Below are 23880 nucleotides of genomic sequence, written 5' to 3'. Positions count from 1 at the left end.
CTTATTTGTCCTCCTTGTTTGTGTCTTTATTTAATAATGGGAAGCCTAATTTTTCACGCTCTGCAACAAACGTTTTGGCTAATTCACGCGCCATTTTACGGATACGTGATAAGAAACCTGCACGCTCAGTTACCGACACAGCACCACGAGCATCTAATAAGTTGAAGGCATGGCTACATTTTAAAACGTAGTCATAGGCTGGATGCACTAACCCTTCAGCAATACATTTTTCAGCTTCTGCTTGGTACTTTTCAAATAAATCAAATAGCATTTCTTGATCGCTTACTTCAAAGGCATATTTTGAATGCTCATACTCAGGTTGAATAAAGATTTCGCCGTATTTAACACCGTGTGTCCACTCTAAATCATAAACACTTTCCACTTCTTGAACGTATGACGCTAAACGCTCAATACCGAATGTAATTTCACTTGTAACAGGGCTACATTCTAATCCACCCACTTGTTGGAAATAAGTGAATTGAGTAATTTCCATACCGTCTAACCATACTTCCCATCCTAAACCAGCACAGCCCATTGATGGGTTTTCCCAGTTATCTTCAACAAAACGGATGTCATGCTCTAATGGGTTAATTCCGATTAATTCTAAACTTTGTAAGTATAATTCTTGGATATTAGTTGGTGAAGGTTTCATAACCACTTGGAATTGGTGATGTTGGAATAAACGGTTTGGGTTTTCACCATAACGGCCATCATCAGGACGACGTGACGGTTCAACATAAGCGGCATTCCAAGGCTCAGGTCCGATTGCACGTAGGAACGTATAAGGACTCATTGTCCCTGCTCCTTTTTCAGTATCGTATGCTTGCATTAACATACAGCCTTGTTCAGACCAGAATTTTTGTAACGTTAAGATCATTTCTTGAACGGTTAATTTTTTCTTCATCTTAATTTCTCCTTTAGTTTTTCTACTTTAAAACAACAAAAAAGCCCCTATGAGTACCTGTTTCCAGAATACACATAGGGACGACTAATCGCGGTTCCACCCTACTTCTGATATGACTATCAGCAGCTTCGTTTGGTGTTACTCCAGAGCGCCTCTTCACTCATCTGTTTAAGTTGGCTTTCACTCTCCCAACCTCGCTTTACTAAACTTGATGTCGCTACTTTTCTCTTTCAACGTAACTATTTAATTCCTTTTAATAATAGCGTTAAACCCTAGTCGTTGTCAACTTCTTTTTCTTTTGATGGTAAGGGTTTTAGCATGCCTTCCCAAGATTTCATTTCATCAATAAATTTTTTGCTTTTTAATCTTACACCTGTAAATTCATCGTATAACAAATCGACCGTTTGCCTAATGGCTAGTTTAGTTTCATCTTTTAATGCAATACTTTCAATTTGATCTAACGTGATACTAGCGAACAGACGCATGAAATGAATCGCCTTTGGATCAGCATGGTAACGCCTTTGGTCCATCTCCCAATGACGCTCACATAAGACACCTGAATACTGAGAAGAAAAATCAAAACGTCCATGTGTCTCTCCACAGATGCTACAGCCTTTCCATTCAAAATCATATCCAAAACGAGAGAGCAATTGTAACTCAAAAATATTCGTAATGATTTCAGCATCTAACCCTTTATTTAAATACATCAGCGCTTGTTTGGTAAACCCATATAGGGCTGGATCATAGGTTTGGTCTTCTATCGCAACATCTACTAAGTTCAAGATATATGTGGCATAGGCACTGACAAAAATATCTTGTTGTATCAATTTAAAATTCTCTAGTTCTTTGTAATCCTTCAAAAAAGAAAGACCGTCACTGTTAATATCGGCAATATAGGTCGCTTCTGTAAATGGTAGGATAGCTGGAGCAACGCTACTATTTCTACCACGTGCCCCTCTGACAAAAAACATAATCTTACCGTGTTTTTCAGTAAAGATTTTAACTAATTTGTCTTTTTCTCGGTGATCCTTTGTAAATAATATCATCCCTTTGGTTTCGCTTCTTAGTGTCATCACGTTGCTCCTTTCCTTTTTTAAACAAAAAAGAGGATTGATATAAAATCAATCCTACTCTTTTTAATAGTCCATATCACGGTAACCGTAATCTTGTAATGAACTTTGCTTATCACGCCAGTTTTTCTTAACTTTAACCCAAAGTTCAAGATAAACTTTATTCCCTAATAAGTTTTCAATGTCTTTACGAGATTTGATCCCAATATCTTTCATCATTTTTCCGCCTTTACCAATTAGGATTCCTTTTTGGCTAGAACGTTCAACAACGATAGTAGCATGAATATGAATTTTATCATTTTCATCACGACTCATATCTTCAATTACAACAGCAACTGAATGAGGTACTTCTTCGTGAGTTAAAAGTAAGACTTTTTCACGGATTAATTCTGAAGCGATAAAGTATTCTGGGTGATCCGTTACTTGATCTGCTGGATAGTACTGAGGACCTTCAGGCATCTTAGCTTCTAAAATAGAAAGTAAGTTATCCACATTATTTCCTTCAGTTGCTGAGATTGGGATAATTTCAGCAAAATCCATCTGCTCTTTATAATCTTCAATGATTGGTAATAATTTATCTGGGTGGATTGTATCAATTTTATTAATTAGTAAGTATACAGGTGCTTGACTCTTCTTTAAACGTTCGATGATAAAATCATCCCCACGTCCACGAGGTTGCTCTGCGCTGACCATAAATAACGTCGCATCCACTTCTCTTAACGCACTATATGCTGTTTCAACCATGAAATCACCTAAGCGATGTTTCGGTTTATGGATACCTGGCGTATCGATGAAGATGATTTGAGCATCATTTGTCGTGTAGACACCTTGAATTTTGTTACGTGTCGTTTGAGCTTTATCACTCATGATTGCAATTTTTTGTTTCACAATTCTGTTTAATAACGTTGATTTTCCAACGTTTGGGCGACCAATAATCGCCACAAATCCTGACTTATGTTCGTTTGAACTCATTTAGTTTCCTCTTTCTTAAAAAACAAACAGTGACAATGTTGGCACTGTTTGTTTGGTTAGTTAAATTAGTAATGGCAACACTTTCGGAATAAAAATAATTCCTCCAACAAGCAGTGCAAAGAATGCTGTTAGTAAGACAAGGGCTGCCGCCATGTCTTTAATTTTTTTAGCTAACGGATGGTAATGATAATCCGTTACTAAATCAACAGTATTTTCAACAAGTGTATTTAGTATCTCCATTGCTATGACTAAGAAGATAACAAGAAGTAACCACAACCACTCATTCAATTTAAGTTGAACGATTAACGCTAAGACTAGTATAACAAATCCTGCTAAGACATGATAGCGCATATTACGCTCTTCTTTAAAAGCCGTTCTAATTCCTCTTAAAGCATGTTGCAGCGATCTAAAAAAAGATTTATTTTTACTAGTTTGAAATGGATCCTTATCTTGATAAGCCATAATCAGCCAAAATCTTTCGTTGCAAGTCAAACATTTCTTTCTCATCTTCTTCAGTCATATGATCGTAACCGTTAAGGTGTAAGAAACCATGGACTGCTAAAAAGCCAAGTTCACGTTCATAACTATGACCGTATTCTTCTGCTTGTTCTGCCGCACGTTCAATTGAGATCATAATATCGCCAATATTACGAGGCATCTTCATGTCGTCATCTTCAAAAATCACCGGCATTTCATCTTCACCTAATTCTTCTAAAGCAAAGCTAATGACATCAGTTGGTGCATCTTTATGACGGTAGTCACGGTTAATTTCTTGAATAGCTGCATTATCCATAAACGTTACAGACATTTCAGTATCCTCTTCCAACTCAAGTTGCTCTCCGGCAAATACTAGAATACGTTCAATCTCAGCTTGTTGCTCTTCAGACACTTTTTCTGTTTCATCCATTAACGTGATTTCCATAATTAATTACTTCCTTCTTGTTCTTTTTTCATTTCTTCTGCTTCTGATTTCATCTTAGGATACTTAATTCTTGAATGGAACGTACTACATAATCCGTTAATTAATGATTCTTCAATAATTCGAATTTCTTTAAGTGTCAGACCTGTATCATCTAACTGTCCATCTGTAATACGACCTTCAATTAATTTATTCACAAATTTCCTGATTTTTTCATTACTAGGATGGTCCATTGCACGAACTGCTGCTTCACACGTATCGGCTAAACTAACAACCCCCGCCTCTTTTGTTTGAGGTTTTGGTCCAGGATAACGGAATTCAGCTTCCGTTACTTCTGGGTTACGTTCCTTCGCTTTTGAATAGAAATAGCTCATCAAGGTTGTCCCATGATGTTGCTGACAAATTTCAATAACCATCTGCGGCATGCCTTCTTTTTCTAAAATCTTAACCCCTTCAGACACATGACTAAAGATAATTTCTTTACTATCCTCAGGTAATAAGAAATTATGGGGGTTTTCTGCCCCATCTGGTAAGTTTTCTACGAAAAAGTTAGCGTGTTTAATCTTACCAATATCATGGTAATAACACCCCACTCTAGTTAACAGTGAGCGCCCACCAATATCCGCCACTGCATTAGCACTCAGACTAGCTACCATCATACTATGATGGTACGTTCCAGGTGCTTCTTGTAACAAGCGTTTTAATAATGGGTGATTTGGATTACTTAATTCATTTAAAACGATGATACTGTCATCATTTAAAAACAACTCAATATAAGGGTGAAGTCCAACCGACATCAAGAATGTAAAGATACTTCCCACAAATACACATAAAAGCATTGTCAGTGTTTTTGAATCTGATAACTCCATACCTTGATACGTTGTTACAACAAGACTAAATAAAATAGGGAAGGCGATTAGCCATAATGCTGCTGTTCGCAGTTGTCTACCTATTCGGTCTTGTTTAATCAGAGTTGCCATCAAACCAGTAAACATGTAAATAACCGTAATCAATAATAATGTACTCGTCCCTAACATGTCGTAAAAAATAAACATGGCAAAACATACTTGGAAGAGAGCAGCTAAGATACTCGCTCGTCTACTAATAAATAAATTTAAAACCAGTGGTGTAAATGCTGCTGGAAATAACAATGGAACTGCAGACATATTTTCAGTTTGGAAAAACTCTAGAGCTTTCATCATAACTACACCAATTAACATCGTAATCACATAAAAAGTCACAAAACGGATTTTCATATCCATTCCGATTGTATTGTATAAAAGATAGGCCAAAGCAAGAATTTGAGTAATAATCATTGCTGCTAAGGCAACCAAAGGAAACACTGAAGGCTCCCTATTAGTAATGCCTAATAATTCTAATTTATTTATAGCACGCGAATCAATTTGGACACCTTCACGGACAACAACTTCACCTTGATAAATCATTACAGGTTTAACATTATTTTTAGCTAACTCTTGAAGTTCTTCTGTTTTTTTATCATTTGCTGCTTCATTACTGATAATGCCTCTATCAACAACGTACTTAACTAATTGTTGCATATCACTTGGTAAATCAAGATATTGAATTTCATCATTTGCTTTTTGTCTCACTGAGTCTAAATTGGTATTTCGGATAGGCTCAGACATTTTTTCTTTGACAATTTTTATACTTTCTGTTTTAACTCGATCCCGATCTTTGTCTGTTAGATCGAACATTCCTTTATAAAAGACATTTGGAAAGGCTTGGTAAAAACTAACATCTTCTTGATCGGTAGTTTCAAATTGTTTCTTTAACAAAACTATTTTATCTTCACTTGTTGGTTTTTGGACCTTATCTTTATCTTTGTCTTTTGCACTTGCAAGCTCTGTTTGATACGACGCTTGAGCTGATGAACTAACACTATCAATAATTTCAAACAATTGTTCTAGAAGAACAACTTGTTTGCCTTCTAGCTCCTTGTCAAAATTATACTCTGGTGTCACAGCTTCCGCAGCCAGACGTTTTTTCTCTTCTGTTTCTGCTTTATTTTCAATCGTTTTATTGGCCCTAATTGTTTCTTCCGCAAGTTGACCTTCTTTAATCGATACGGATTTTTGACGCACATTATTAAAAAGTAATAAGAAACAAGCAATCCCAAAGACCAGTAATAAGGCCACAATATACTTGTTACCTAACCCTTTTTGTCTTCTTTTAAAATTCAACTTCATTATTTTACTCCTTACTATAAGCCTTAATACTTATAATATAATTTCTAGTCACTTTCTTTATCTACTGCTGACTTCGACTTCTTTTCTTCTTCTTTGTAAGCTTCAATAATTTCAGCAACTACTGGATGACGAACTACGTCACTTGATGAGAACGTCACAAACCCTATATTTTTAATAGGTTTTAATTTCTTTTGCGCATGAATTAAACCGCTTGTCACACCTCTTGGTAAATCAATTTGTGAGATATCGCCGTTTACAATCATTTTGGAGTTAAATCCTAAGCGTGTCAGAAACATTTTCATTTGAGCTATCGTCGTATTTTGAGCTTCATCTAAAATAACAAACGAATCTTCTAATGTTCGGCCGCGCATATACGCCAATGGCGCTATTTCAATAATGCCTCTTTCCATCAAGCGATTTGTATGGTCCATTCCAAATACTGAATACAGCGCATCGTATACTGGTCGTAAATAAGGATCTACTTTTTCTTTAAGATCTCCCGGTAAAAAACCTAAACTCTCTCCTGCTTCAACAGCTGGTCGTGTTAAGACAATTTTCTGAACTTCTCCACGTTTTAAAGCTGATATAGCCATTACCACCGCCAGAAAGGTCTTTCCTGTGCCGGCAGGACCTATGCCGAATGTTACATCTTTTTTCTTAACAGTATCAACATATTCTTTTTGACCAAAATTTTTTATCCGAATAGGTTTCCCCATCTTGTCTTTCATAATTTCTGTTTCATACATGTCCATAAAATAATCCAGTGTTCCCTTGTTGGCCATTTTAAGTGCTGTTACGACATCTGCTGTTCCAACTGGTATCCCTTTAACTAATAAAGCTTGCAGTTTTTTTACAACATCATACGCTTTTTGAACTGAATCCGACTCTCCACTGATGTGTAAGATGTCACCTCTACTATGCAGCTCCACTCCTTGGTTTTCTTCAATTAATTTTAGATACTGATCTTGAGCCCCCATCAACTGTTGAGCTTCATTTGAATTCTTCAGTTCGATCTCGCGAGTTTCCTTTAAGTTTTCGATCAAAAAAAGAACATCTCCTTCACTTTTATCTAATATCTTCCAAGTTAAATATACCATACTTTTAACTTCTTAAAAAGTTTTAACAACCTTGCGCTAACGCCTATAACACTTGTTTTTAATCCCTTTTTAATGTGTTTGTCTCTATTTTATATAATAAAAAAACCAACAGGTTAACCTGTTGGTTTTCAAACTTAATTTAATAACTCTTTGACAATACTATTCACTAAATTGCCATCTGCCTTACCTTTAACTTTCGGCATTACTGCCCCCATTACTTTACCAAACTCCTTCGCAGAAGTAGCACCTGTAACTTCGATAGCTTCAGATACAATTTGACGAATCTCAGATTCATCTAATTGCTTAGGTAGATATTTTTCAACGATAGCAATGCCCGCTCTAACATTCTCGACCAAATCTAAGCGACCAGCACTTTCGAACTCCACAAGTGAATCTCGACGTTGCTTCATCTCTCTAGCTAAGACTGTCACTTCGTCATCAGAAGTTAGGTCTTCACCTTTGGCGATTTGCTCATTTTGAACAGAAGATTTTAATAAACGCAGGACATCTAAAGTTGGTTTATCTTTAGCTTTCATGGCAGTTTTTATGTCTTCATTCAATGTCGATAAAAGTGGCATCTAATTCAGCTCCATTCATAGAAAACTAGAATTTTTTACGTTTTCTTGCTGCTTCAGATTTCTTCTTACGTTTTACGCTTGGTTTTTCGTAGAATTCACGTTTGCGGTATTCTTGTAAAGTACCAGTTTTTGAAACGGAACGTTTGAAGCGACGAAGAGCATCATCAAGAGATTCATTTTTCTTAACAACTGTTTTTGACATACAAATTCCCTCCCTCCGTGCTTAAAAAGTAACCGAATTCGATAATCGTTTAAAAAACGTTATCAAAACTGTCCTTTTATCATTATATCTAAACTCTTTTTAACCGTCAACTATCTTTTTCTACTTTCTTTATTTTTATTCCACTTTTTTTTAAAATAATTTACAAAAAAATGCTTATCTAAGATTTAATTGCTAGACATTTTTCACAGGTCCCAAATATTTCAAATCTATGGCTTGTTATCTCACAGCCTGCTAGTTGTTCTTTAAAATAAGTCATTGGGCACATTAGTATCTCTCTTGTACTTCCACATTTTGTGCAAATAAAATGATGGTGATGTCCTAAATCACTATGACTACAATGAAACCTGAATTTTCTTTCCCCATTAAAATCTGTTTCTTCGATCAATTCTAATTCACAAAAATCTTTTAAATTTCGGTAAATCGTATCATAACTGATACCACTATATTTATTATTCATAAAATCATAAACTTCTCTTGCACTTGTATATTTATCTGCTTCTAATAAAAAAGCCAAAATTTCTTCACGTTTTTTTGTATACTTAAACCCTTTGTCCTTCATAATCGACAAAGCATTTTCTATCTTAGGATTCCGCATTTCTCTCATCACCTTCCTACTTAAACTATGCTATAATAATGGAAACCTAAATGCAAGGAGTGTTATATAATATGCCTACTAAAGACATCTATATTTATATTATTTCAGACTCTGCTGGGGAAACTGCTTCAAAACTTGCCCAAGCCTCTGTTTCACAATACGACGAACTGAACATCACTTTCGTTCGGAAAACCTTTGTATCTGAAAAAAAAGACTTACTAGAATCTCTTGAATTAGCAAAAGAACACAACGCTATTATTATTCACACGTTGATTTCAAAAGACTTTATTCAGTTAGCTAATGATTACTGTAAAGAACATAATCTATTCTCAATGGATTTATTATCACCAATCGTAAATGAATTAGCTACACGCTCTGAAATTGAACCCAACCGCATTGCAGGAGCTGTCCATTCTTTAAATCAAGAATATTTTAGTAGAATTACCGCTATGGAGTTTGCGGTTAAATACGATGACGGAAAAGATCCTAAAGGTTTCTTAGATGCCGATATCGTTTTATTAGGTGTTTCTCGTACTTCTAAAACGCCTCTTAGCCTGTTCTTAGCAAATAAAAATTTAAAGGTAGCAAACTTACCCCTTATTCCACAAGCAACGTTACCTAAAGAGCTCTGGGAAGTTGATCCTGATAAAATTGTCGGACTCACTAATAATCCAGAAGTTTTAAATAAAATACGTCAAGAAAGAATGCGAGCATATGGACTTGATCCAGATACTGCTTATTCAAATATTGATAAAATTCAAGAAGAATTACAGTACGCTAATGATTTGTATGAAAAATTACATTGCGTTGTTATCAATGTAGCTGATCTATCTATTGAAGAAACAGCATCTATCATCTTAGAAGCACTTTGTTTAGAAGAACATAGCTTTCTTGGTTAACCAAAAAGAGTTGGGATTTTTCCCAACTCTTTTTTATTTTTTACACCTTGGCGAATGCTTGACGTGTTTAAAGGTTTGACCCAAAATATCCAATACATGTTGATCATCCAGTGAGTAATACACTACTTTTCCATCTTTTCTCGTTTTAACAAGATTTGCATGTCGTAATAATTTTAATTGATGCGAAATATTAGATTGCTCAAGTCCCAACGTCTCTACAATACCACTGACGTTTCGTTCACCTTGACTCAAAAGTGTTAAAATTTTTATTCGCGTATTATCACTTAACGCCTTGTATAACTGAGACGCTTCTATGATCATATCATCTGTTGCCTCAAGTTTAGTCATTTTACCACCTCTTTTTAATACTCTCTTTTTACCATCGTAATACCAATTCACAAAAAAGTCGAGTATTTGTTTCGCACTAGAAAAAGCTAGAACATGTCTAGCTTTCTTATCTATTATTTGATTAATTCTTGGATAGTCTCTTCAATTTTATTAATTTTTTCTGCTACCTCAGCTGAACTATCAGACTTTGCGCCAATATAAAACTTAATCTTAGGCTCTGTTCCTGACGGGCGTATCGCAACCCAACTGCCATCCTCAAGTGTGTATTTCAACACATCAGCTTGCGGCAAATCAATTCCCGAAACATCACCTTTAAATGAGATACGTTTTTGACTTAAAAAGTCCTCTGTTGATACAACTTTCATACCACCAAATGACTCAAAACGTTCCGTACGAGATTTAGCCATTAACTCTTTTATTTTTTGAGTTCCTTCAATGCCAGGCATTGTAACCGAGATTGTTTTTTCATCAAAATAGCCATACGTTTTAAACAAGTCTTGCAATCCATCAAATAACGTTTTGTTTTGTGATTTATAGTAAGCTGCCACTTCTGACAATAACACCAAAGCTTGAATTGCATCCTTGTCACGTACAAAAGATTTAACTAAATAGCCATAGCTTTCTTCAAAGCCAAACAAGAACTCGTGACTGTTTGTTTTTTCAAAGGTTTCAATTTTTTCTGCAATGAATTTAAAACCAGTCAGTACATTCATCATCTCCACATCAAAATCTCGACAAATTTCTGCTGAGAAATCACTAGAAACAATTGATTTTACAACAGCCCCATTTGTTGGCAACTGTCCTTGTTCTTTTTTAGTCGTTAAAATATAGTGAATTAAAATCGCACCAATCTGGTTACCTGTAAGGATTTGATATGAACCATCAGGCAATCTAACAGCTGCACCCAAACGATCCGCATCTGGATCTGTCGCGACTAATAAATCAGCTTCTTCTTTTTTCCCTAAACGAATAGCGTACTCGAACGCCGCATATTCTTCAGGATTTGGCGATGCTACTGTTGAGAAATCAGGATCAACCACACCTTGTTCAGGCTCCACTACAAACTTTTCGAAACCAGCTTGTTTTAAAGCGCGCTCACCAATCATTTTACCTGTTCCATGAAGTGGCGTGAACACTAATTTTAAATTTTTGCCAAACTCTTCGACAAGAGTTTGATTCATTGTAATGGATTTCAACTTCTCTAGATATCGCATATCCATCTCTTCACCAATAACAGTAATAAACGGTGACGGCGTTGCTTCAGAGTGTGATGCCACTTCAATTTCTAAAGGTTTTTCTACACTTCTTACAAGCGTTGTAAGAGCCGCCGCTTCTTTTGGAGGCATTTGTCCACCATCCGCTCCATACACTTTATACCCGTTATATTCAGCCGGATTATGACTAGCTGTAATCATGATACCCGCTACACAATTCAAATCACGGACTGCAAATGATAATTCTGGTGTTGGACGCAAACTTTCAAACAGATAAGCCTTAATGCCGTGGTTAGCGAGTACCCGAGCTGCTTCTAAACCAAATTCTGGTGATTGATGGCGAGAATCAAACGCAATCGCAACGCCTTGCTTTTTAGCTTCTTCTCCTAAGCTATCGACAAATAAAGCTAACCCTTCTGTAGCTTGACGAACTGTATAGATATTCATGCGGTTTATCCCCGCACCTAAAATACCACGCATACCAGCCGTACCAAATTCTAACGGTGCATAAAAAGCTTCCTCTAAAGCTTTTAGATTTTCTTTATTTTTTTCTAGGTCATCTCTAACTCTTTTTTCTAATGTTTCACATTTAATCCACTCTTGATAATTCTCTTTCCAAGACATGTTGACACCTCTTCCAATAAAATGTAATCCTTTACAGTATATCACTCCGGACTTTAAAAAAATATAAAAAAAGTGACAGCAACTGTCACTTTTTATTAGTATCCCTCTGGATGTGAACTATGCCATTTCCAAGCGCTTGATAAAATCGTATCTACTTCTGTATAACGAGGCGACCATCCTAATATACATTTAGCCTTTTCACTAGATGCCACTAATGTACTAGGATCTCCTGCACGTCTCGGAACCACTTCCGATTCAATCGCTTTCCCTGTCACTTTACGCGCTTCTTCTAACATCGCTTGAACCGAGAACCCCACACTGCTACCTAAGTTAAAAATATTACTTTCGCCACCTTTTAACAAATAATCAATCGCTAAAACATGCGCTTCAGCCAAATCTAAAACGTGGACATAATCTCTAATACATGTGCCATCTGGTGTTGGGTAATCATCACCAAATATTTTCAAACTGTCTCGTTGTCCTAGGGCTGTCTGAAGGATAATTGGAATTAAGTGACTTTCTGGATTGTGATCTTCACCAATCGTACCATCTAATTTCGCACCCGCTACATTAAAATAACGTAACGCAACAAATTTTGTCCCATAAGCGTTGTCACACCACTTCAAGATTTTTTCCATCATTAATTTTGTTTCACCATACGGACTTGTTGGATTTGTTTCTGCAGTCTCTAAAATCGGGACTTCCTTCGGCTCCCCATATGTCGCAGCTGACGAAGAAAAGACGATTGCTTTTACATCTTGTTCTCTCATCACATCGGCTAAAACTTGAGTGCCATACACATTATTGTCAAAATACATTAATGGCTCTTCTACAGATTCTCCTACTAGAGAATTAGCAGCAAAATGAATAACACCTTCAATTTTTTCAAATTCAAAAACTTGTGTTAAAAAACGTTTATCTCTAATATCTCCTTGATAGAAAGTTACAGTCTCCGGAAGCGACTCTTCATGTCCTGTTTGCAAATTATCTACCACTACTACGTCATACCCTTTTTCAATCAACACGTCCACACAATGCGAGCCTATGTAGCCTGCTCCACCTGTTACTAAAATTGACATACCTCTCCCTCTTTTCTATTTATTTTCTGACAGCTGTTCTATAGGTTGTTCGGTAAATTTTTTCTTGGCCTTTTTCAGCGATTATTGAAGGAAAGTCGTTATGATGACACGCATCAGGATGCTCTTGAGGCTCAATCGCTAGCCCTCTATACTCTTTCATAGGATAACCATTCATCATCGCTGTTTCTGCCATACCACCAGACGAATAAATCACGAGCGCTTTTCGTTCAGTTTCAATGGACAACTCAATCCCAGTTTGTGGGTGGAATAAACTTAAACTCGGACCATCTGTCTCATCGTTCAACACAAACGTCGTATCCAGTCCCGTATACAACTGTTCAAGACTCGTTTCCAGTAAGCGTGAATGGGTGAAATCAAAAGCCGTTCCTTTTACATCCTTCACTTCTCCTGTTGGAATCAATTCGTCATCCGTTAAGAGAATTTTGTCCGCTTTAACAGTTAAATAATGAGTCCTAATTGTTTCAATCCCATTTCCGCTTAAATTAAAGTAACTATGATTGGTTGGATTTACTATTGTTTTAGCACTTGGCGTTACATAATAAACCATCTCTAAACGGCCCTCATCATACAATAAATAGTCTACTCTAGCATCAAAGTCACTACCAAAACCGACTGCCTGTTTATCCACCAATCGATAAGAAACGCCTATATAATCCAACTTTTCGATTACAGAGCTTTCCCAAATACGATTTTGCCACCCCATCTCGCCACTGTGTAAAGTATGGCCATTTTCATCTTCTGAAAAATGACAGTCATTCCATGAACTATTCTTAATTCTACCGGCCACAGGTCCTACTGTCGCACCGAAGCAAGCTTGATCTTTTAACAAATCTTCTTCATAATCAAACCCTAAAATAATATCTGTCAACTTTCCATGACAATCTGGCACACAAAAACTAGTCAAACGTGCACCATAATTGGTAGTTGTCAATTGTCTACCATCTCTTCTGAGGGTTACATATTCTAAATCAGTATTCGAACTTTTTATCGCTTTGATAGTATCAGTCATTTCAGACTACCTCCAATTTTATAATGAGCTATTTCTTTTAATAAACTCTGTTAAAATCGTAATTTTTCGAGAGACTGCATATTCTTTATCTATGACTTCAATTAGTGTTGATACAGCAATTTCTCCCATCGCTTCCGTATTCACTCTAACTGTACTCAGTGTCGGATAGACGTACTTCGCTAAACTAATATCATTGAACCCAACAAGACTAATTTCCTTTGGTACGTCAACTTTATTTTCTTGTAATGCTCGCAGACACCCTATGGCAATCGCGTCATTCGCAACAAATAACGCTTCCGGCAATGTCGCTTTTTCATTGATTAATCGTGTCATTAAATCGTAACCAGCATCGACACTAAACTCAGAGGTATACACCCACTCTGGCTGATATAAGCCTTTTTGAGTCATGTATGACGTAAAGGTTTCCGTCCGTAAATCAGTTAAATAATCAGTCGCTCCTTTGACCGCTTCTTGACCTGATATCATTCCAATTTTAGAAAGTCCTTTTTCAAGGAAATAATCTAAAACATCATGAACACCTTGAGCGAAATCAACAACCACCGAATCATACCCTTCTCTTGTCTGATCAGAGTCAACAAATACGATATTTCGACTAACATCAACTAATTCTTGTCGTTGAGAACTGCTAAACTTCCCAATCGCAACAATACCGTCCACCTCTAGCTCTTGTGGCAACTCTTGCCCTTCAAATACGCGTACTAGTTCTATTTTTTTATCTTGTACGTACTTTTCAACCCCCATACGAATCGACAGATAATACAAATCTTCCAACTCTTTTGATTCCGAATACCAATGTACTAACGCTATTTTTTTAGGGCGCCCTTTCCCTTTAGTATTCTTCATATGCTTTGTATAGTTTAAATTTTCAGCAGCCTCAAAAATCTTACGTCTTGTTTCATCTGCTACAGAAATACTACTATCATAATTAAGAACTCGCGAAACAGTTGCAACCGAAACGCCAGCCTGGCCTGCTATGTCTTTAATCGTTGCCATCGTGTTACTCTCCCTTATAATTGAGCCACAAAACGCCTAAACGCCTCTTGCCCCTCATTCGTGTCTTTATAAACACCAGCGTCTTTTAATACCTCTAAAAAGACTTTTCCTACTTCATTTTGAACGATTTCGTGACAATTCTCAAGGGTTACCTGATGTTTCTCTTTTATTTCTTCTGCCCATTCTCTGTGGTACTGCGCTATGTCATGAGATTGATTCAGTAAATAACCCTCTACCTCTGCTAACTCTTTAGCCAAACGCGCAGGTAAAACTGCCAATCCCATCACTTCAATCAACCCAATATTCTCTTGCTTTATGTGATGCCACTTGCGGTGTGGATGAAAGACCCCTTCAGGATGTTCATCAGATGTATGATTATCTCTTAAAACGATATCTAAACAATAGTTGCCATTCATTTTACGGGCAATCGGTGTCACCGTATGATGACGGGTATTTCCTGTGTAGGCGATAATATCAACCTTTTCATCCGAATACTCTTTCCAAGATCTAAACACTTTATCTGCAGCTTCTACAAGTTGTTTTTTATCTTCTGAAACTAAACGAATAACTGACATCGGCCAATCTACAATCCCCGCCTCAACTTTAGGGAATCCGATCAACTCAAACGATTCACGTACAGGAGCTGTTTCCATCGCAAACGTATGTCGACCTGCTTGGTAATGATCATGAGACAAAATCGACCCCCCAACAATTGGTAAATCTGCATTTGAGCCCACAAAGTAATCCGGGAAAACTGATACAATCTCAACTAGACGTTTGAATGACTCTTTAGACACGCTCATTGGTACAATACTTGTATTTAAGAAGATGCAATGTTCATTGTAATAGGCATAGGGTGAGTACTGTAGCGCCCACTCTTGTTCCCCTAACGGAAAACGAATTAAACGGTGTTGCGAACGGGCTGGATAATTTTCTCGTCCTAAATACCCCTCATTTTCCACACACAAAAAATTGTTTGGATAATTCACTTTAGGTGCTGATTTTTCAGCGATGATTTCTGCAGTTGTTTTCTCTGGTTTAGATAAATTTATAGTGATCTCAAGCGGCCCATACGGAGACTCATATAAAAAATTAGGACTCTTAGCAACCTCTCTAGTCTTGATATAATTTGTGAGTTGACTCCACTTATAAAAGAAATCTGTCGCTTTTCTAGGTGAGTCTTCATACATAGACCAGAACTTTTTATTTATGGCAGAAGGACTTAAGGTCATGATATCAACCAGTTGCCCTGTTAAACGATCTTTCATATTTTGACTATCCGGTATCACATCTCGCGAGACAGCATCCTCTGCTAGCCTATCTAATAGAACTAAAAATTCTGTTAAATCACCTGTCCAAGTTGGCACTTCTTTATTAATTTCTTGCGCCTCTGGATACTCATCACGTCCTAATATACCTAAAACTTTATTTGTTAAATACGCTCGGTCAATTTCTTCAAATTCACCATACTCTAGTAGTGCTGATACAAATTGATCAATGATTAGTTGCATGACTTATTCCCTCTTTTATAATTTATTTCAAAACTCGTGGCCCATCTCCAATTGTTTCAATATAAAAATCAGCGTCATATCCGACACGCTCTTTATAGTTAGCTCTTACGATTTTAATAAATTCAGGCACATTCTCTTCTCTTACGATAGCCATACTGCAGCCACCAAATCCTGCTCCCATCATTCTGGCACCTAGCACTCCTGTTTGTTTCCATGCTGTTTCAACTAATGTATCTAACTCTAAGCATGACACTTCATAATCGTCTCTTAATGAACGATGTGATTGATTTAATAATTCACCAAACCCATCTAAATCACCTTTGTTTAATGCCTGATAACTTAATAATGTTCGGGCACTTTCTGTCACAATATGACGCACACGTTTAAACAATACCTCTCCTAATACTTCTTCTAAGGTTAGCAACATTTCCAAAGTCACTTCTGACATACTTGAGATACCACATTCACGTTGTAAAATTTCTAACGCTTCTGCACTTTCTTTTTGACGACTATTATAGTCTGAATCAGATAATTGACGTTTTTTATTGGTATTCATAATAACAATTTGATATTCTTTCAAGTCTACTGTTACATGTTCAAACTCTAACGTTTGGCAATTTAATAATACTGCTTGATTTTTACGTCCTTTTACAATCCCAAACTGATCCATAATACCTGAATTCACACCAATAAATTCATTTTCTACTTTTTTTCCTAAACGGATTAAGTCTAGATCAGAAATATCCAATGCGAATAACTCCTTCACCACTGTTGCCACTAAAATTTCTAACGAAGCTGATGATGATAACCCTGCACCATTTGGGATTGTTCCTTTAATATAAAAATCCCAACCTTTATCAATTCGATGGCCTTCTTCTTTTAAAAACGTCACCATACCAATAATATAGTTTGGCCATTGTAACTCATGACGTTTTAAATCTGTTAAATCTAACTCGATAATTCCATCCTCCGCAAAGTTAGCGGAATAAAGACGAATAATAGAATCATCTCTCAAAGAAGCTACCCCATACGTCCCACTAGAAATGGCACTAGGAAAGACATACCCGTCATTGTAATCCGTATGCTCTCCAATTAAATTAATTCGACCCGGTGATAAAAAACTCATACTGTTTTCTTTCGCGCCAAAAATGTCATTAAACTCATTTTTAATTAACATATTATCCCAACTTTCTTAATAATTTTTCTCTTTAGTAAAAGTTTACTAAAATTAACTAAAAAAATCAACAACAAGTTGAAAAGGGTTACTTTTTTTGCGTTTAATTCTATAATCTATACAATTTTTAAAAAAAATAACAATACCACCTTTGGTAAAATTAAGTTAACAATAATATTATTTATTGAAAAATTAAAAGGAGAAGATTATGAAGAAGAACTTATTTATTTACTCATTAATTGGTCTAAGCTCAGTTTCTTTATTTGCCACAAGCACAAATACTTATGCTGATAGCAATAAGACAGACCAAAAACTTTCAATTACAGTCAAAGACGGATCACTTAAAACACTGATCCCAAAAGAAATGGAAGCAACTTTCCCTGAAATTGAACCATCAACAGGCGGTGTCAGATACTATCATCCTACGATTAAACAATCGACGGTAGCTTACTCAACACCACCAGTATTTTACAACAGTGATAGCTCTATCAACCCTTTTGAAAATCCACCTGAATTTCCACCGGTTGATCCAGAACCATTTCCCGGACCTCCTAAAGACGCTATTGTCAGAATAGACAATAGTAAACTTGGGAATCCAGACTTTAAAGTCTCTGTCAAACGTACCCCTTTCGTTAACACGGAAAACGGAGCAGCGATTGAGGGCATTCACCTTTTCATGGGTAATTTTAACGATCGCATGGACTTCTTTGGTGATTCCCGCTCAAACGAAGCAGGTTCACCCGACTCATATTGGTTAACATCTAACCTGACAATTGAAGAAAGCAACGAAACTCTTGTTGCTGACTACAGAGGAGAAGCGGCTCGCGGCCAGCATTGGTTATCACCCTTTACTCCAGATAACTTAACCGAGGATGGTTATCTTGTATTAGGACCTGAAGCAATCGATCCTGAATTACAAAAAGAACATCTTTACGAAGAAAAAAATATTTCATTAGCCGTTGATAAAAATACACACTTCCCTAGTGCTGGGAATTATGAATCAACTGTAACGTGGTCAATTCAACTCTTACCATAAAACAAAAAGGAACCTGTTATTTTAAGTAAATAACAGGTTCCTTTTCTATTTTAATAAAATTCTAAATATTGTTCTCTTTCCCAATCTGATACTTGTTGACGGAACGCATGCCATTCTAAACGTTTGGCTTCAACAAAGTTAGCATGAATATGTTCACCTAAAGCACTCTTAACTACTTCATCTTGACGCATCGCTTTAATTGCGTTGTGTAATGTTGAAGGTAAATCTGTAATTTGAGCTGCTTCTCTTTCTGCTTCATTCATGACATAGATATTACGGTTCACTTCAGCAGGCGGTACGATTTTATTGCGAATACCGTCTAAACCAGCCTCTAATAAAACTGCCATCGCTAAGTACGGGTTAGCTGCCGGATCAACCGAACGTAATTCCAAACGAGTCGATAAGCCTCTTGATGCCGGAACACGGACTAATGGTGAACGATTTTGACCACTCCACGCTACATAAACTGGAGCTTCAAACCCTGGTACTAATCGTTTATATGAGTTAACTGTTGGGTTACAAATGGCGGTATAGGCTCTAGCATGCTCTAATAACCCTCCCAAGAAGTAATACGCATCTTGGCTTAATTCACGCTCACCATTCTCATCATAAAAGGCATTTCCATCCTCATTAAATAATGACATGTTACAGTGCATTCCTGAACCCGCAATACCGTGTAACGGTTTCGGCATAAAGGTTGCATGTAAACCATGACGACGCGCAATCGTTTTAACTACTAACTTGAACGTTTGAATATTGTCACACGCTTCAATAACATCCGCATATTTGAAATCAATTTCATGTTGACCAGGCGCGCACTCATGATGCGATGCCTCAATCTCAAAACCTAATTTCTCTAATTCTAATACGATATCACGACGACAATCTTCTCCTAAATCTTGTGGTGAAAAATCAAAATAACCACCGCTATCGTTTAATTCTAAAGTCGGTTTTCCCATATCATCTAACTTGAATAAGAAAAATTCTGGTTCAGGTCCTAAATTGAATGAACTAAATCCTAATTCTTTCATTTTCCCTACAATTCGTTTTAAATTCCCTCGAGGATCTCCTGGAAACGGGTCACCAGCTGGTGTGTAGATATCACAAATCAAGCGCGCAACTTTTCCTTCTCCATTTTCCCACGGGAAGATCAACCATGTGTTTAAATCTGGGTATAAATACATATCGCTTTCTTCAATGCGGACAAATCCTTCAATTGATGAGCCATCAAACATCATTTTGTTGCTAAGCACTTTGTCTAACTGACTAACTGGGACTTCAACATTTTTGATTGTTCCCATAACATCTGTAAACATTAAACGTAAAAATCTCACATTTTCTTTTTTAGCTATCTCTTTGATTTCTGTTACTCTTTTCGACTTGTCTTCCATTTTTTCGCGACCTCTCTTATTTTGGGTGGTAATACGCATTACCGTTGAAACGGATTTCCTTGACCTAAGCGACTCTCAGATAATAACTCATCGTAAAATAATCGTCTGACATCATGATCAGATAAATCGTGATTTTCCCAATGAATAACCTCTTCTGTCTGTTCTTCCTGATACATTTCCTGAATTTCAACCATTGAGTAACCTGCTTGTAACCAATCTTTGATTTCTAAAAATCGATCTACATCATTCAGCGAGTACATTCTTTGATTACCTTCCGTACGTTCGGGATAGACTAAGTCTTTGGTTTCATAATAGCGAATTTGCCTAGCAGTTAAATCTGTCAGTTTCATCACTGTACCAATCGGAAAAACAGCCATTGATTTTCTGAGTTCTTTTTCGCTCATTTCAGCTTACCTCGTTTCGACTTTTTTAATATACCAATTCAAAAAAAGAGTGTCAACAACTCATGTTAGGTTTTCTAACATGAGTTGTTGTTTTTTTAATCATAAATAAAAACCCTTGATTAATCAAGGGTTTTATCTTTTTATTTTTTAGAATAAACGTCATTTACAGCATGACTTACTGCAACTTTAACATGTTCATAGGTTAGACCACCTTGGACATACAGATTAAACGGTGCTCGAATCGGACCATCTGCCGTCAATTCTAAACTTGCACCTTGAACAAATGTCCCCGCTGCCATAATGACATCATCTTCATAACCTGGCATGTATGACGGTACAGGCGCAACATAAGCATCTACTGGTGAAAACTTCTGAATCGCTTGGCAAAATTTAACCATCGCTTCTTGATTTCCCAACTCTACCATTTGAATCAAATCCGTACGAGGATCATCCCATTTAGGGGTTGAGTTAACACCGTACTCAGCTAACAAGGCAGACGTATAAATCGCCCCTTGGATCGCTTGACTGACAACATGTGGCGCCAAGAAAAAGCCTTGCATCATCTCGTGAGTACTATGAATCATAGCTCCACCTTCTTTACCAACACCTGGTGTTGTTAAACGGTACGCACATTTTTCAATTAGCTCTTTTTTACCAGCAATGTAACCGCCAGTTTTAGCGATACCACCACCTGGATTTTTAATTAATGAGCCGGCAATCAAATCTACACCAACCTCTGTCGGTTCACTCACTTCAGAAAATTCACCATAGCAATTATCAGCAAAGATAACCACATCTGGATAATTTTCCTTCATGAAAGCTGTCATTTCTGCAATCTGAGCCACGGTAAATGACGGACGTTCAGCATAGCCGCGTGACCGTTGAATCGCAACCATTTTAGTTTTAGGAGTCATTTTCGCTTTAATTCCTTCGAAATCAACTGACCCATCTTCTTTTAGAGCCACTTCGTCATAGCCGATATTATATTCTTTAAACGACCCAATTCCATTACCGTTTACACCTATAACTTCTAATAAAGTGTCATACGGTGTTCCTGTAATATAAAGCAAATCATCTCCAGGACGCAAAATTCCAAATAATGCTGTCGCAATGGCATGTGTACCTGACACAATTTGTGGTCTCACGATAGCATCTTCCGTTTTAAAGACATCGGCATAGATTGCTTCTAACGCATCACGCCCCATATCATCATTGCCGTAACCACTCCCTAGAGCAAAATGACTCTCTGCTACATGATTATTACGAAAAGCTTCTAACACTTTCCCTTGATTATAAAGCGCAACATCTTGTACTTTTAAACGAGCTGGCATAATCAACTCATCGACTTTTTTTATTTTATCTTGTAACTCTTCTGAAAAAGAGCTCATCCAATTTACCATTCTTCTTCCTCCTCATCCGTTTTAACCCAACGTGATGTTTCAGGGGCAAACCCTTTAACTAAATACTGCTCTGTTTCATCACAGAAGTCTTGAGAAATCACAAGCGTATCTGTCGTTAATTTATTTAATAAATACCCTTCACTAGGCGCCAATTCTAAATCATAAGGGACAAACATTTCCATCAATTGACGTCGAATTGCTCCTTCTAGTTCTGTACGGTCTTCCGGATATTTTGCAGACACTTGAACATTTGGAAATAACGTCGGAACAAATGCTTCAGGTATCACTTTATCCATTTTATTATAAACAGTCAAAACAGGAATTTTCTTCATTTCTAAATCCCCTAATAACTCTAATACAGTCTGTTCTTGTAAATCTCTATCTGGTGAGCTGGCATCTACCACGTGCAGTAATAAATCCATATTGCGACTTTCTTCTAATGTCGATTGAAAAGCTTCAACTAACTGTGTTGGCAAGTCTTGAATAAACCCTACCGTATCAGTCAACGTCACTTGAAAGCCTTCTGTTAATTGCCATTGCTTAGTCAAAGGGTCAAGCGTCGCAAATAGTTGATTTTGCGAATAAGCTTCAGCATTTGTTAACATGTTTAGTAGCGTTGATTTCCCCGCATTTGTATACCCAACTAATCCTATTTGGAAAATTTGAGAAGCCTTACGTTGTTGACGGTTACGTTCTCGACTAGCTGTTACTTCTTTTAACTCTCGTTTGATATTTGTTATTTTATTACGAATGTGACGACGGTCTGTTTCCAATTTAGTTTCACCTGGGCCACGCGTACCAATCCCACCACCTAGTCTGGATAACGCTGCACCTTGCCCGACTAATCGAGGCAACAAATAATTCAGTTGCGCTAATTCAACCTGTAATTTCCCCGCTTTCGATTGAGCTCTCATCGCAAATATATCTAATATAAGCTGGACACGGTCAATAACTTTCACTTGAACGGCATCGCTAATCAATTGACTTTGACGTGGTGTCAATTCTTGATTAAAGATAACAAGGTCTGCTTCATAGGCGTCTACAAATCTGACTAGCTCTTCTACTTTACCTTTACCTATAACCGTTTGACGATCCACATTAGGGCGTTTTTGAACAATTTCAAATACAACCTCTCCTTGAGCCGTCTCTGTTAAGTTTTTTAATTCTTCCATTGATTCACTAAAGTATCGATAATTATCAGCGGTTTCAACACCAACAATGATGACTTTTTCACGTTTCTCTTCCATAAGACACCTCCTATAACCACTCTGCTACTGATCTGTCTAATCTTTCAACAGCATTCGGCTCACTTAAAATATCCCACCACTGCGCTGATGTTCTATTTCTAAACCACGTCATTTGGCGTTTAGCATACCGTCTTGACTGCTGTTTTACAAGTTCTATGGTTTCTTCTTTTGTTGCACGTCCTTCAAAATAAGGAAAGAATTCTTTATAACCAATTCCTTGTGCAGCTTGACACTCACCAAAATCAAAAATCATTTTTGCTTCTGCCTCAATCCCTTTCGGCACCATTAAATCCACCCGACGATTAATGCGTTCATATAATTTCTCACGGTCTGTCCCTAACGCTATAAATTTTACATCATACAACGCATTGGCTAACTCTTTATAATCGACTTGTTTTTGCTCCGTAATACTTTTACCAGTCGTCTCAACGACCTCTATTGCTCGTATAACACGTTTAATATTATTAGGGTGTATTTGTTCAGCTGCAGCCTTATCTTGACTCTCAAGGCGTTTCCATAGCTTATCTGGCCCTTCTGAGTCTGCATAAGCTTGTAATTCGTCACGAAGCACACTATTTTCTTGAACTTTTTCTTCGCCACCTAATTGAAAATCAAATAATAATGCTTGAATGTACAAGCCTGTCCCACCTACAATAATCGGCAACTTCCCACGAGATGTGATGTCTTTAATGAGAGTACGTCCTTGTTCTTGAAAATCAGAAGCAGAAAATGTATCACCTAACTGACAAACATCTATCAAATGATGAGGAATACCAGCCATCTCTTCTTCAGTGACTTTAGCCGTTCCAACATCAAGACCACGATAGACTTGAAGCGAATCCCCACTTATGACCTCTCCGTTATATTTTTTAGCAAGTGAGACTCCTAGCGCGGTTTTCCCAACAGCCGTCGGCCCTACTATAACTAATACTTTTTCTTTCATT

General features: G+C 37.0%; 24 protein-coding genes. 2 read left to right on the top strand and 22 right to left on the bottom strand.

Translation table 11 applies throughout. The features are described 5' to 3' along the window. Nucleotide 1 precedes the first annotated feature (1 nt). The 10 genes from glyQ to OL233_RS04370 form a co-directional block, all read right to left on the bottom strand. Nucleotides 2-904 (bottom strand): glycine--tRNA ligase subunit alpha, encoded by a 903-nt coding sequence (gene glyQ / locus OL233_RS04415; RefSeq protein WP_275471147.1) that lies wholly within the window; start codon nt 902-904, stop codon nt 2-4. Nucleotides 905-1176: 272 nt separating this feature from the next. After that, nucleotides 1177-1977 carry a DNA repair protein RecO gene (gene recO / locus OL233_RS04410; protein WP_275471146.1) on the bottom strand — a complete coding sequence of 267 codons (801 nt, stop codon included), beginning with the start codon at nt 1975-1977 and terminating at the stop codon, nt 1177-1179. A gap of 63 nt (nt 1978-2040) precedes the next feature. Beyond that, on the bottom strand, nt 2041-2946 hold the full coding sequence (gene era, locus OL233_RS04405) for a GTPase Era (RefSeq protein ID WP_275471145.1): 906 nt from the start codon (nt 2944-2946) through the stop codon (nt 2041-2043). A 60-nt stretch (nt 2947-3006) separates the two neighbouring features. Continuing rightward, on the bottom strand, nt 3007-3408 hold the full coding sequence (locus tag OL233_RS04400; protein ID WP_275471144.1) for a diacylglycerol kinase family protein: 402 nt from the start codon (nt 3406-3408) through the stop codon (nt 3007-3009). Further along, nucleotides 3392-3868 carry an rRNA maturation RNase YbeY gene (gene ybeY, locus OL233_RS04395; protein WP_275471143.1) on the bottom strand — a complete coding sequence of 159 codons (477 nt, stop codon included), beginning with the start codon at nt 3866-3868 and terminating at the stop codon, nt 3392-3394. Before ybeY ends, OL233_RS04400 begins: the two co-directional genes overlap by 17 nt. Before the next feature lie 2 nt (nt 3869-3870). Beyond that, nucleotides 3871-6072, bottom strand: coding sequence for an HD family phosphohydrolase (locus OL233_RS04390; RefSeq protein WP_275471142.1), 2202 nt, complete (start codon nt 6070-6072; stop codon nt 3871-3873). 44 nt (nt 6073-6116) lie between these two features. Beyond that, nucleotides 6117-7049, bottom strand: coding sequence for a PhoH family protein (locus OL233_RS04385; RefSeq protein WP_275471195.1), 933 nt, complete (start codon nt 7047-7049; stop codon nt 6117-6119). Between the two features lie 254 nt (nt 7050-7303). Beyond that, nucleotides 7304-7747, bottom strand: a complete 444-nt coding sequence (locus OL233_RS04380; RefSeq protein ID WP_275471141.1) for a GatB/YqeY domain-containing protein — start codon at nt 7745-7747, stop codon at nt 7304-7306. Nucleotides 7748-7772: 25 nt separating this feature from the next. After that, the gene (gene rpsU, locus OL233_RS04375; RefSeq protein ID WP_126831326.1) at nt 7773-7949 is read right to left on the bottom strand and encodes a 30S ribosomal protein S21; all 177 of its coding nucleotides are present in this window, start codon (nt 7947-7949) and stop codon (nt 7773-7775) included. 178 nt (nt 7950-8127) lie between these two features. After that, on the bottom strand, nt 8128-8565 hold the full coding sequence (locus tag OL233_RS04370; protein ID WP_275471194.1) for a Fur family transcriptional regulator: 438 nt from the start codon (nt 8563-8565) through the stop codon (nt 8128-8130). A gap of 50 nt (nt 8566-8615) precedes the next feature. On the opposite strand from OL233_RS04370, the gene OL233_RS04365 reads away from it, so the two are divergent. After that, the gene (locus OL233_RS04365; protein ID WP_275471140.1) at nt 8616-9464 is read left to right on the top strand and encodes a pyruvate, water dikinase regulatory protein; all 849 of its coding nucleotides are present in this window, start codon (nt 8616-8618) and stop codon (nt 9462-9464) included. A gap of 33 nt (nt 9465-9497) precedes the next feature. Here the strand turns inward: OL233_RS04365 and OL233_RS04360 are convergent, their stop codons facing one another. The 7 genes from OL233_RS04360 to OL233_RS04330 form a co-directional block, all read right to left on the bottom strand. After that, the gene (locus OL233_RS04360; protein WP_275471139.1) at nt 9498-9812 is read right to left on the bottom strand and encodes an ArsR/SmtB family transcription factor; all 315 of its coding nucleotides are present in this window, start codon (nt 9810-9812) and stop codon (nt 9498-9500) included. A gap of 113 nt (nt 9813-9925) precedes the next feature. Beyond that, the gene (locus OL233_RS04355; protein WP_275471138.1) at nt 9926-11650 is read right to left on the bottom strand and encodes a phospho-sugar mutase; all 1725 of its coding nucleotides are present in this window, start codon (nt 11648-11650) and stop codon (nt 9926-9928) included. Nucleotides 11651-11745: 95 nt separating this feature from the next. Next, on the bottom strand, nt 11746-12729 hold the full coding sequence (galE, locus tag OL233_RS04350; protein WP_275471137.1) for a UDP-glucose 4-epimerase GalE: 984 nt from the start codon (nt 12727-12729) through the stop codon (nt 11746-11748). Between the two features lie 19 nt (nt 12730-12748). Further along, nucleotides 12749-13759, bottom strand: a complete 1011-nt coding sequence (locus OL233_RS04345; RefSeq protein WP_275471136.1) for an aldose epimerase family protein — start codon at nt 13757-13759, stop codon at nt 12749-12751. Between the two features lie 18 nt (nt 13760-13777). Further along, entirely contained in the window at nt 13778-14773 is a 996-nt protein-coding gene (locus OL233_RS04340; protein ID WP_275471135.1) for a LacI family DNA-binding transcriptional regulator, read from the bottom strand. A gap of 14 nt (nt 14774-14787) precedes the next feature. Beyond that, nucleotides 14788-16284, bottom strand: coding sequence for a UDP-glucose--hexose-1-phosphate uridylyltransferase (gene galT, locus OL233_RS04335; protein ID WP_275471134.1), 1497 nt, complete (start codon nt 16282-16284; stop codon nt 14788-14790). Between the two features lie 22 nt (nt 16285-16306). Then, nucleotides 16307-17461 carry a galactokinase gene (locus tag OL233_RS04330; protein WP_275471133.1) on the bottom strand — a complete coding sequence of 385 codons (1155 nt, stop codon included), beginning with the start codon at nt 17459-17461 and terminating at the stop codon, nt 16307-16309. A gap of 205 nt (nt 17462-17666) precedes the next feature. Between OL233_RS04330 and OL233_RS04325 the strand changes: the two genes are divergently transcribed. Beyond that, the gene (locus OL233_RS04325; RefSeq protein WP_275471132.1) at nt 17667-18494 is read left to right on the top strand and encodes a hypothetical protein; all 828 of its coding nucleotides are present in this window, start codon (nt 17667-17669) and stop codon (nt 18492-18494) included. Between the two features lie 50 nt (nt 18495-18544). Here OL233_RS04325 and glnA read toward each other — a convergent pair whose 3' ends face one another. The 5 genes from glnA to miaA form a co-directional block, all read right to left on the bottom strand. After that, complete coding sequence (gene glnA, locus OL233_RS04320) at nt 18545-19885, bottom strand: type I glutamate--ammonia ligase (protein WP_275471131.1); 1341 nt, start codon at nt 19883-19885, stop codon at nt 18545-18547. A gap of 38 nt (nt 19886-19923) precedes the next feature. Further along, a complete protein-coding gene (locus tag OL233_RS04315; protein WP_275471130.1) occupies nt 19924-20289 on the bottom strand; it encodes a MerR family transcriptional regulator in 366 nt (121 codons plus the stop codon). A 140-nt stretch (nt 20290-20429) separates the two neighbouring features. Continuing rightward, complete coding sequence (locus tag OL233_RS04310) at nt 20430-21689, bottom strand: methionine gamma-lyase family protein (protein ID WP_275471129.1); 1260 nt, start codon at nt 21687-21689, stop codon at nt 20430-20432. Continuing rightward, nucleotides 21683-22936, bottom strand: a complete 1254-nt coding sequence (hflX, locus tag OL233_RS04305) for a GTPase HflX (RefSeq protein WP_275471128.1) — start codon at nt 22934-22936, stop codon at nt 21683-21685. The genes OL233_RS04310 and hflX overlap by 7 nt, the downstream gene beginning before the upstream one ends. A gap of 10 nt (nt 22937-22946) precedes the next feature. After that, nucleotides 22947-23879, bottom strand: coding sequence for a tRNA (adenosine(37)-N6)-dimethylallyltransferase MiaA (gene miaA, locus OL233_RS04300; protein ID WP_275471127.1), 933 nt, complete (start codon nt 23877-23879; stop codon nt 22947-22949). Nucleotide 23880: the final 1 nt, after the last annotated feature.

It is taken from the genome of Vagococcus proximus, from assembly GCF_029143285.1.
GTDB lineage: Bacteria > Bacillota > Bacilli > Lactobacillales > Vagococcaceae > Vagococcus_D > Vagococcus_D proximus.
The sequence above is the reverse complement of the archived record's forward strand: the minus strand, read 5'-3'. Positions and strand labels throughout refer to the sequence as shown.

What these genes read in the sequence shown, in the direction of transcription:
- glyQ (WP_275471147.1), bottom strand. Translation starts at nt 904, where the DNA reads ATGAAGAAAAAATTAACCGTTCAAGAAATGATCTTAACGTTACAAAAA.
- recO (WP_275471146.1), bottom strand. Translation starts at nt 1,977, where the DNA reads ATGACACTAAGAAGCGAAACCAAAGGGATGATATTATTTACAAAGGAT.
- era (WP_275471145.1), bottom strand. Translation starts at nt 2,946, where the DNA reads ATGAGTTCAAACGAACATAAGTCAGGATTTGTGGCGATTATTGGTCGC.
- OL233_RS04400 (WP_275471144.1), bottom strand. Translation starts at nt 3,408, where the DNA reads ATGGCTTATCAAGATAAGGATCCATTTCAAACTAGTAAAAATAAATCT.
- ybeY (WP_275471143.1), bottom strand. Translation starts at nt 3,868, where the DNA reads ATGGAAATCACGTTAATGGATGAAACAGAAAAAGTGTCTGAAGAGCAA.
- OL233_RS04390 (WP_275471142.1), bottom strand. Translation starts at nt 6,072, where the DNA reads ATGAAGTTGAATTTTAAAAGAAGACAAAAAGGGTTAGGTAACAAGTAT.
- OL233_RS04385 (WP_275471195.1), bottom strand. Translation starts at nt 7,049, where the DNA reads ATGGGGGCTCAAGATCAGTATCTAAAATTAATTGAAGAAAACCAAGGA.
- OL233_RS04380 (WP_275471141.1), bottom strand. Translation starts at nt 7,747, where the DNA reads ATGCCACTTTTATCGACATTGAATGAAGACATAAAAACTGCCATGAAA.
- rpsU (WP_126831326.1), bottom strand. Translation starts at nt 7,949, where the DNA reads ATGTCAAAAACAGTTGTTAAGAAAAATGAATCTCTTGATGATGCTCTT.
- OL233_RS04370 (WP_275471194.1), bottom strand. Translation starts at nt 8,565, where the DNA reads ATGCGGAATCCTAAGATAGAAAATGCTTTGTCGATTATGAAGGACAAA.
- OL233_RS04365 (WP_275471140.1), top strand. Translation starts at nt 8,616, where the DNA reads ATGCAAGGAGTGTTATATAATATGCCTACTAAAGACATCTATATTTAT.
- OL233_RS04360 (WP_275471139.1), bottom strand. Translation starts at nt 9,812, where the DNA reads ATGACTAAACTTGAGGCAACAGATGATATGATCATAGAAGCGTCTCAG.
- OL233_RS04355 (WP_275471138.1), bottom strand. Translation starts at nt 11,650, where the DNA reads ATGTCTTGGAAAGAGAATTATCAAGAGTGGATTAAATGTGAAACATTA.
- galE (WP_275471137.1), bottom strand. Translation starts at nt 12,729, where the DNA reads ATGTCAATTTTAGTAACAGGTGGAGCAGGCTACATAGGCTCGCATTGT.
- OL233_RS04345 (WP_275471136.1), bottom strand. Translation starts at nt 13,759, where the DNA reads ATGACTGATACTATCAAAGCGATAAAAAGTTCGAATACTGATTTAGAA.
- OL233_RS04340 (WP_275471135.1), bottom strand. Translation starts at nt 14,773, where the DNA reads ATGGCAACGATTAAAGACATAGCAGGCCAGGCTGGCGTTTCGGTTGCA.
- galT (WP_275471134.1), bottom strand. Translation starts at nt 16,284, where the DNA reads ATGCAACTAATCATTGATCAATTTGTATCAGCACTACTAGAGTATGGT.
- OL233_RS04330 (WP_275471133.1), bottom strand. Translation starts at nt 17,461, where the DNA reads ATGTTAATTAAAAATGAGTTTAATGACATTTTTGGCGCGAAAGAAAAC.
- OL233_RS04325 (WP_275471132.1), top strand. Translation starts at nt 17,667, where the DNA reads ATGAAGAAGAACTTATTTATTTACTCATTAATTGGTCTAAGCTCAGTT.
- glnA (WP_275471131.1), bottom strand. Translation starts at nt 19,885, where the DNA reads ATGGAAGACAAGTCGAAAAGAGTAACAGAAATCAAAGAGATAGCTAAA.
- OL233_RS04315 (WP_275471130.1), bottom strand. Translation starts at nt 20,289, where the DNA reads ATGAGCGAAAAAGAACTCAGAAAATCAATGGCTGTTTTTCCGATTGGT.
- OL233_RS04310 (WP_275471129.1), bottom strand. Translation starts at nt 21,689, where the DNA reads ATGGTAAATTGGATGAGCTCTTTTTCAGAAGAGTTACAAGATAAAATA.
- hflX (WP_275471128.1), bottom strand. Translation starts at nt 22,936, where the DNA reads ATGGAAGAGAAACGTGAAAAAGTCATCATTGTTGGTGTTGAAACCGCT.
- miaA (WP_275471127.1), bottom strand. Translation starts at nt 23,879, where the DNA reads ATGAAAGAAAAAGTATTAGTTATAGTAGGGCCGACGGCTGTTGGGAAA.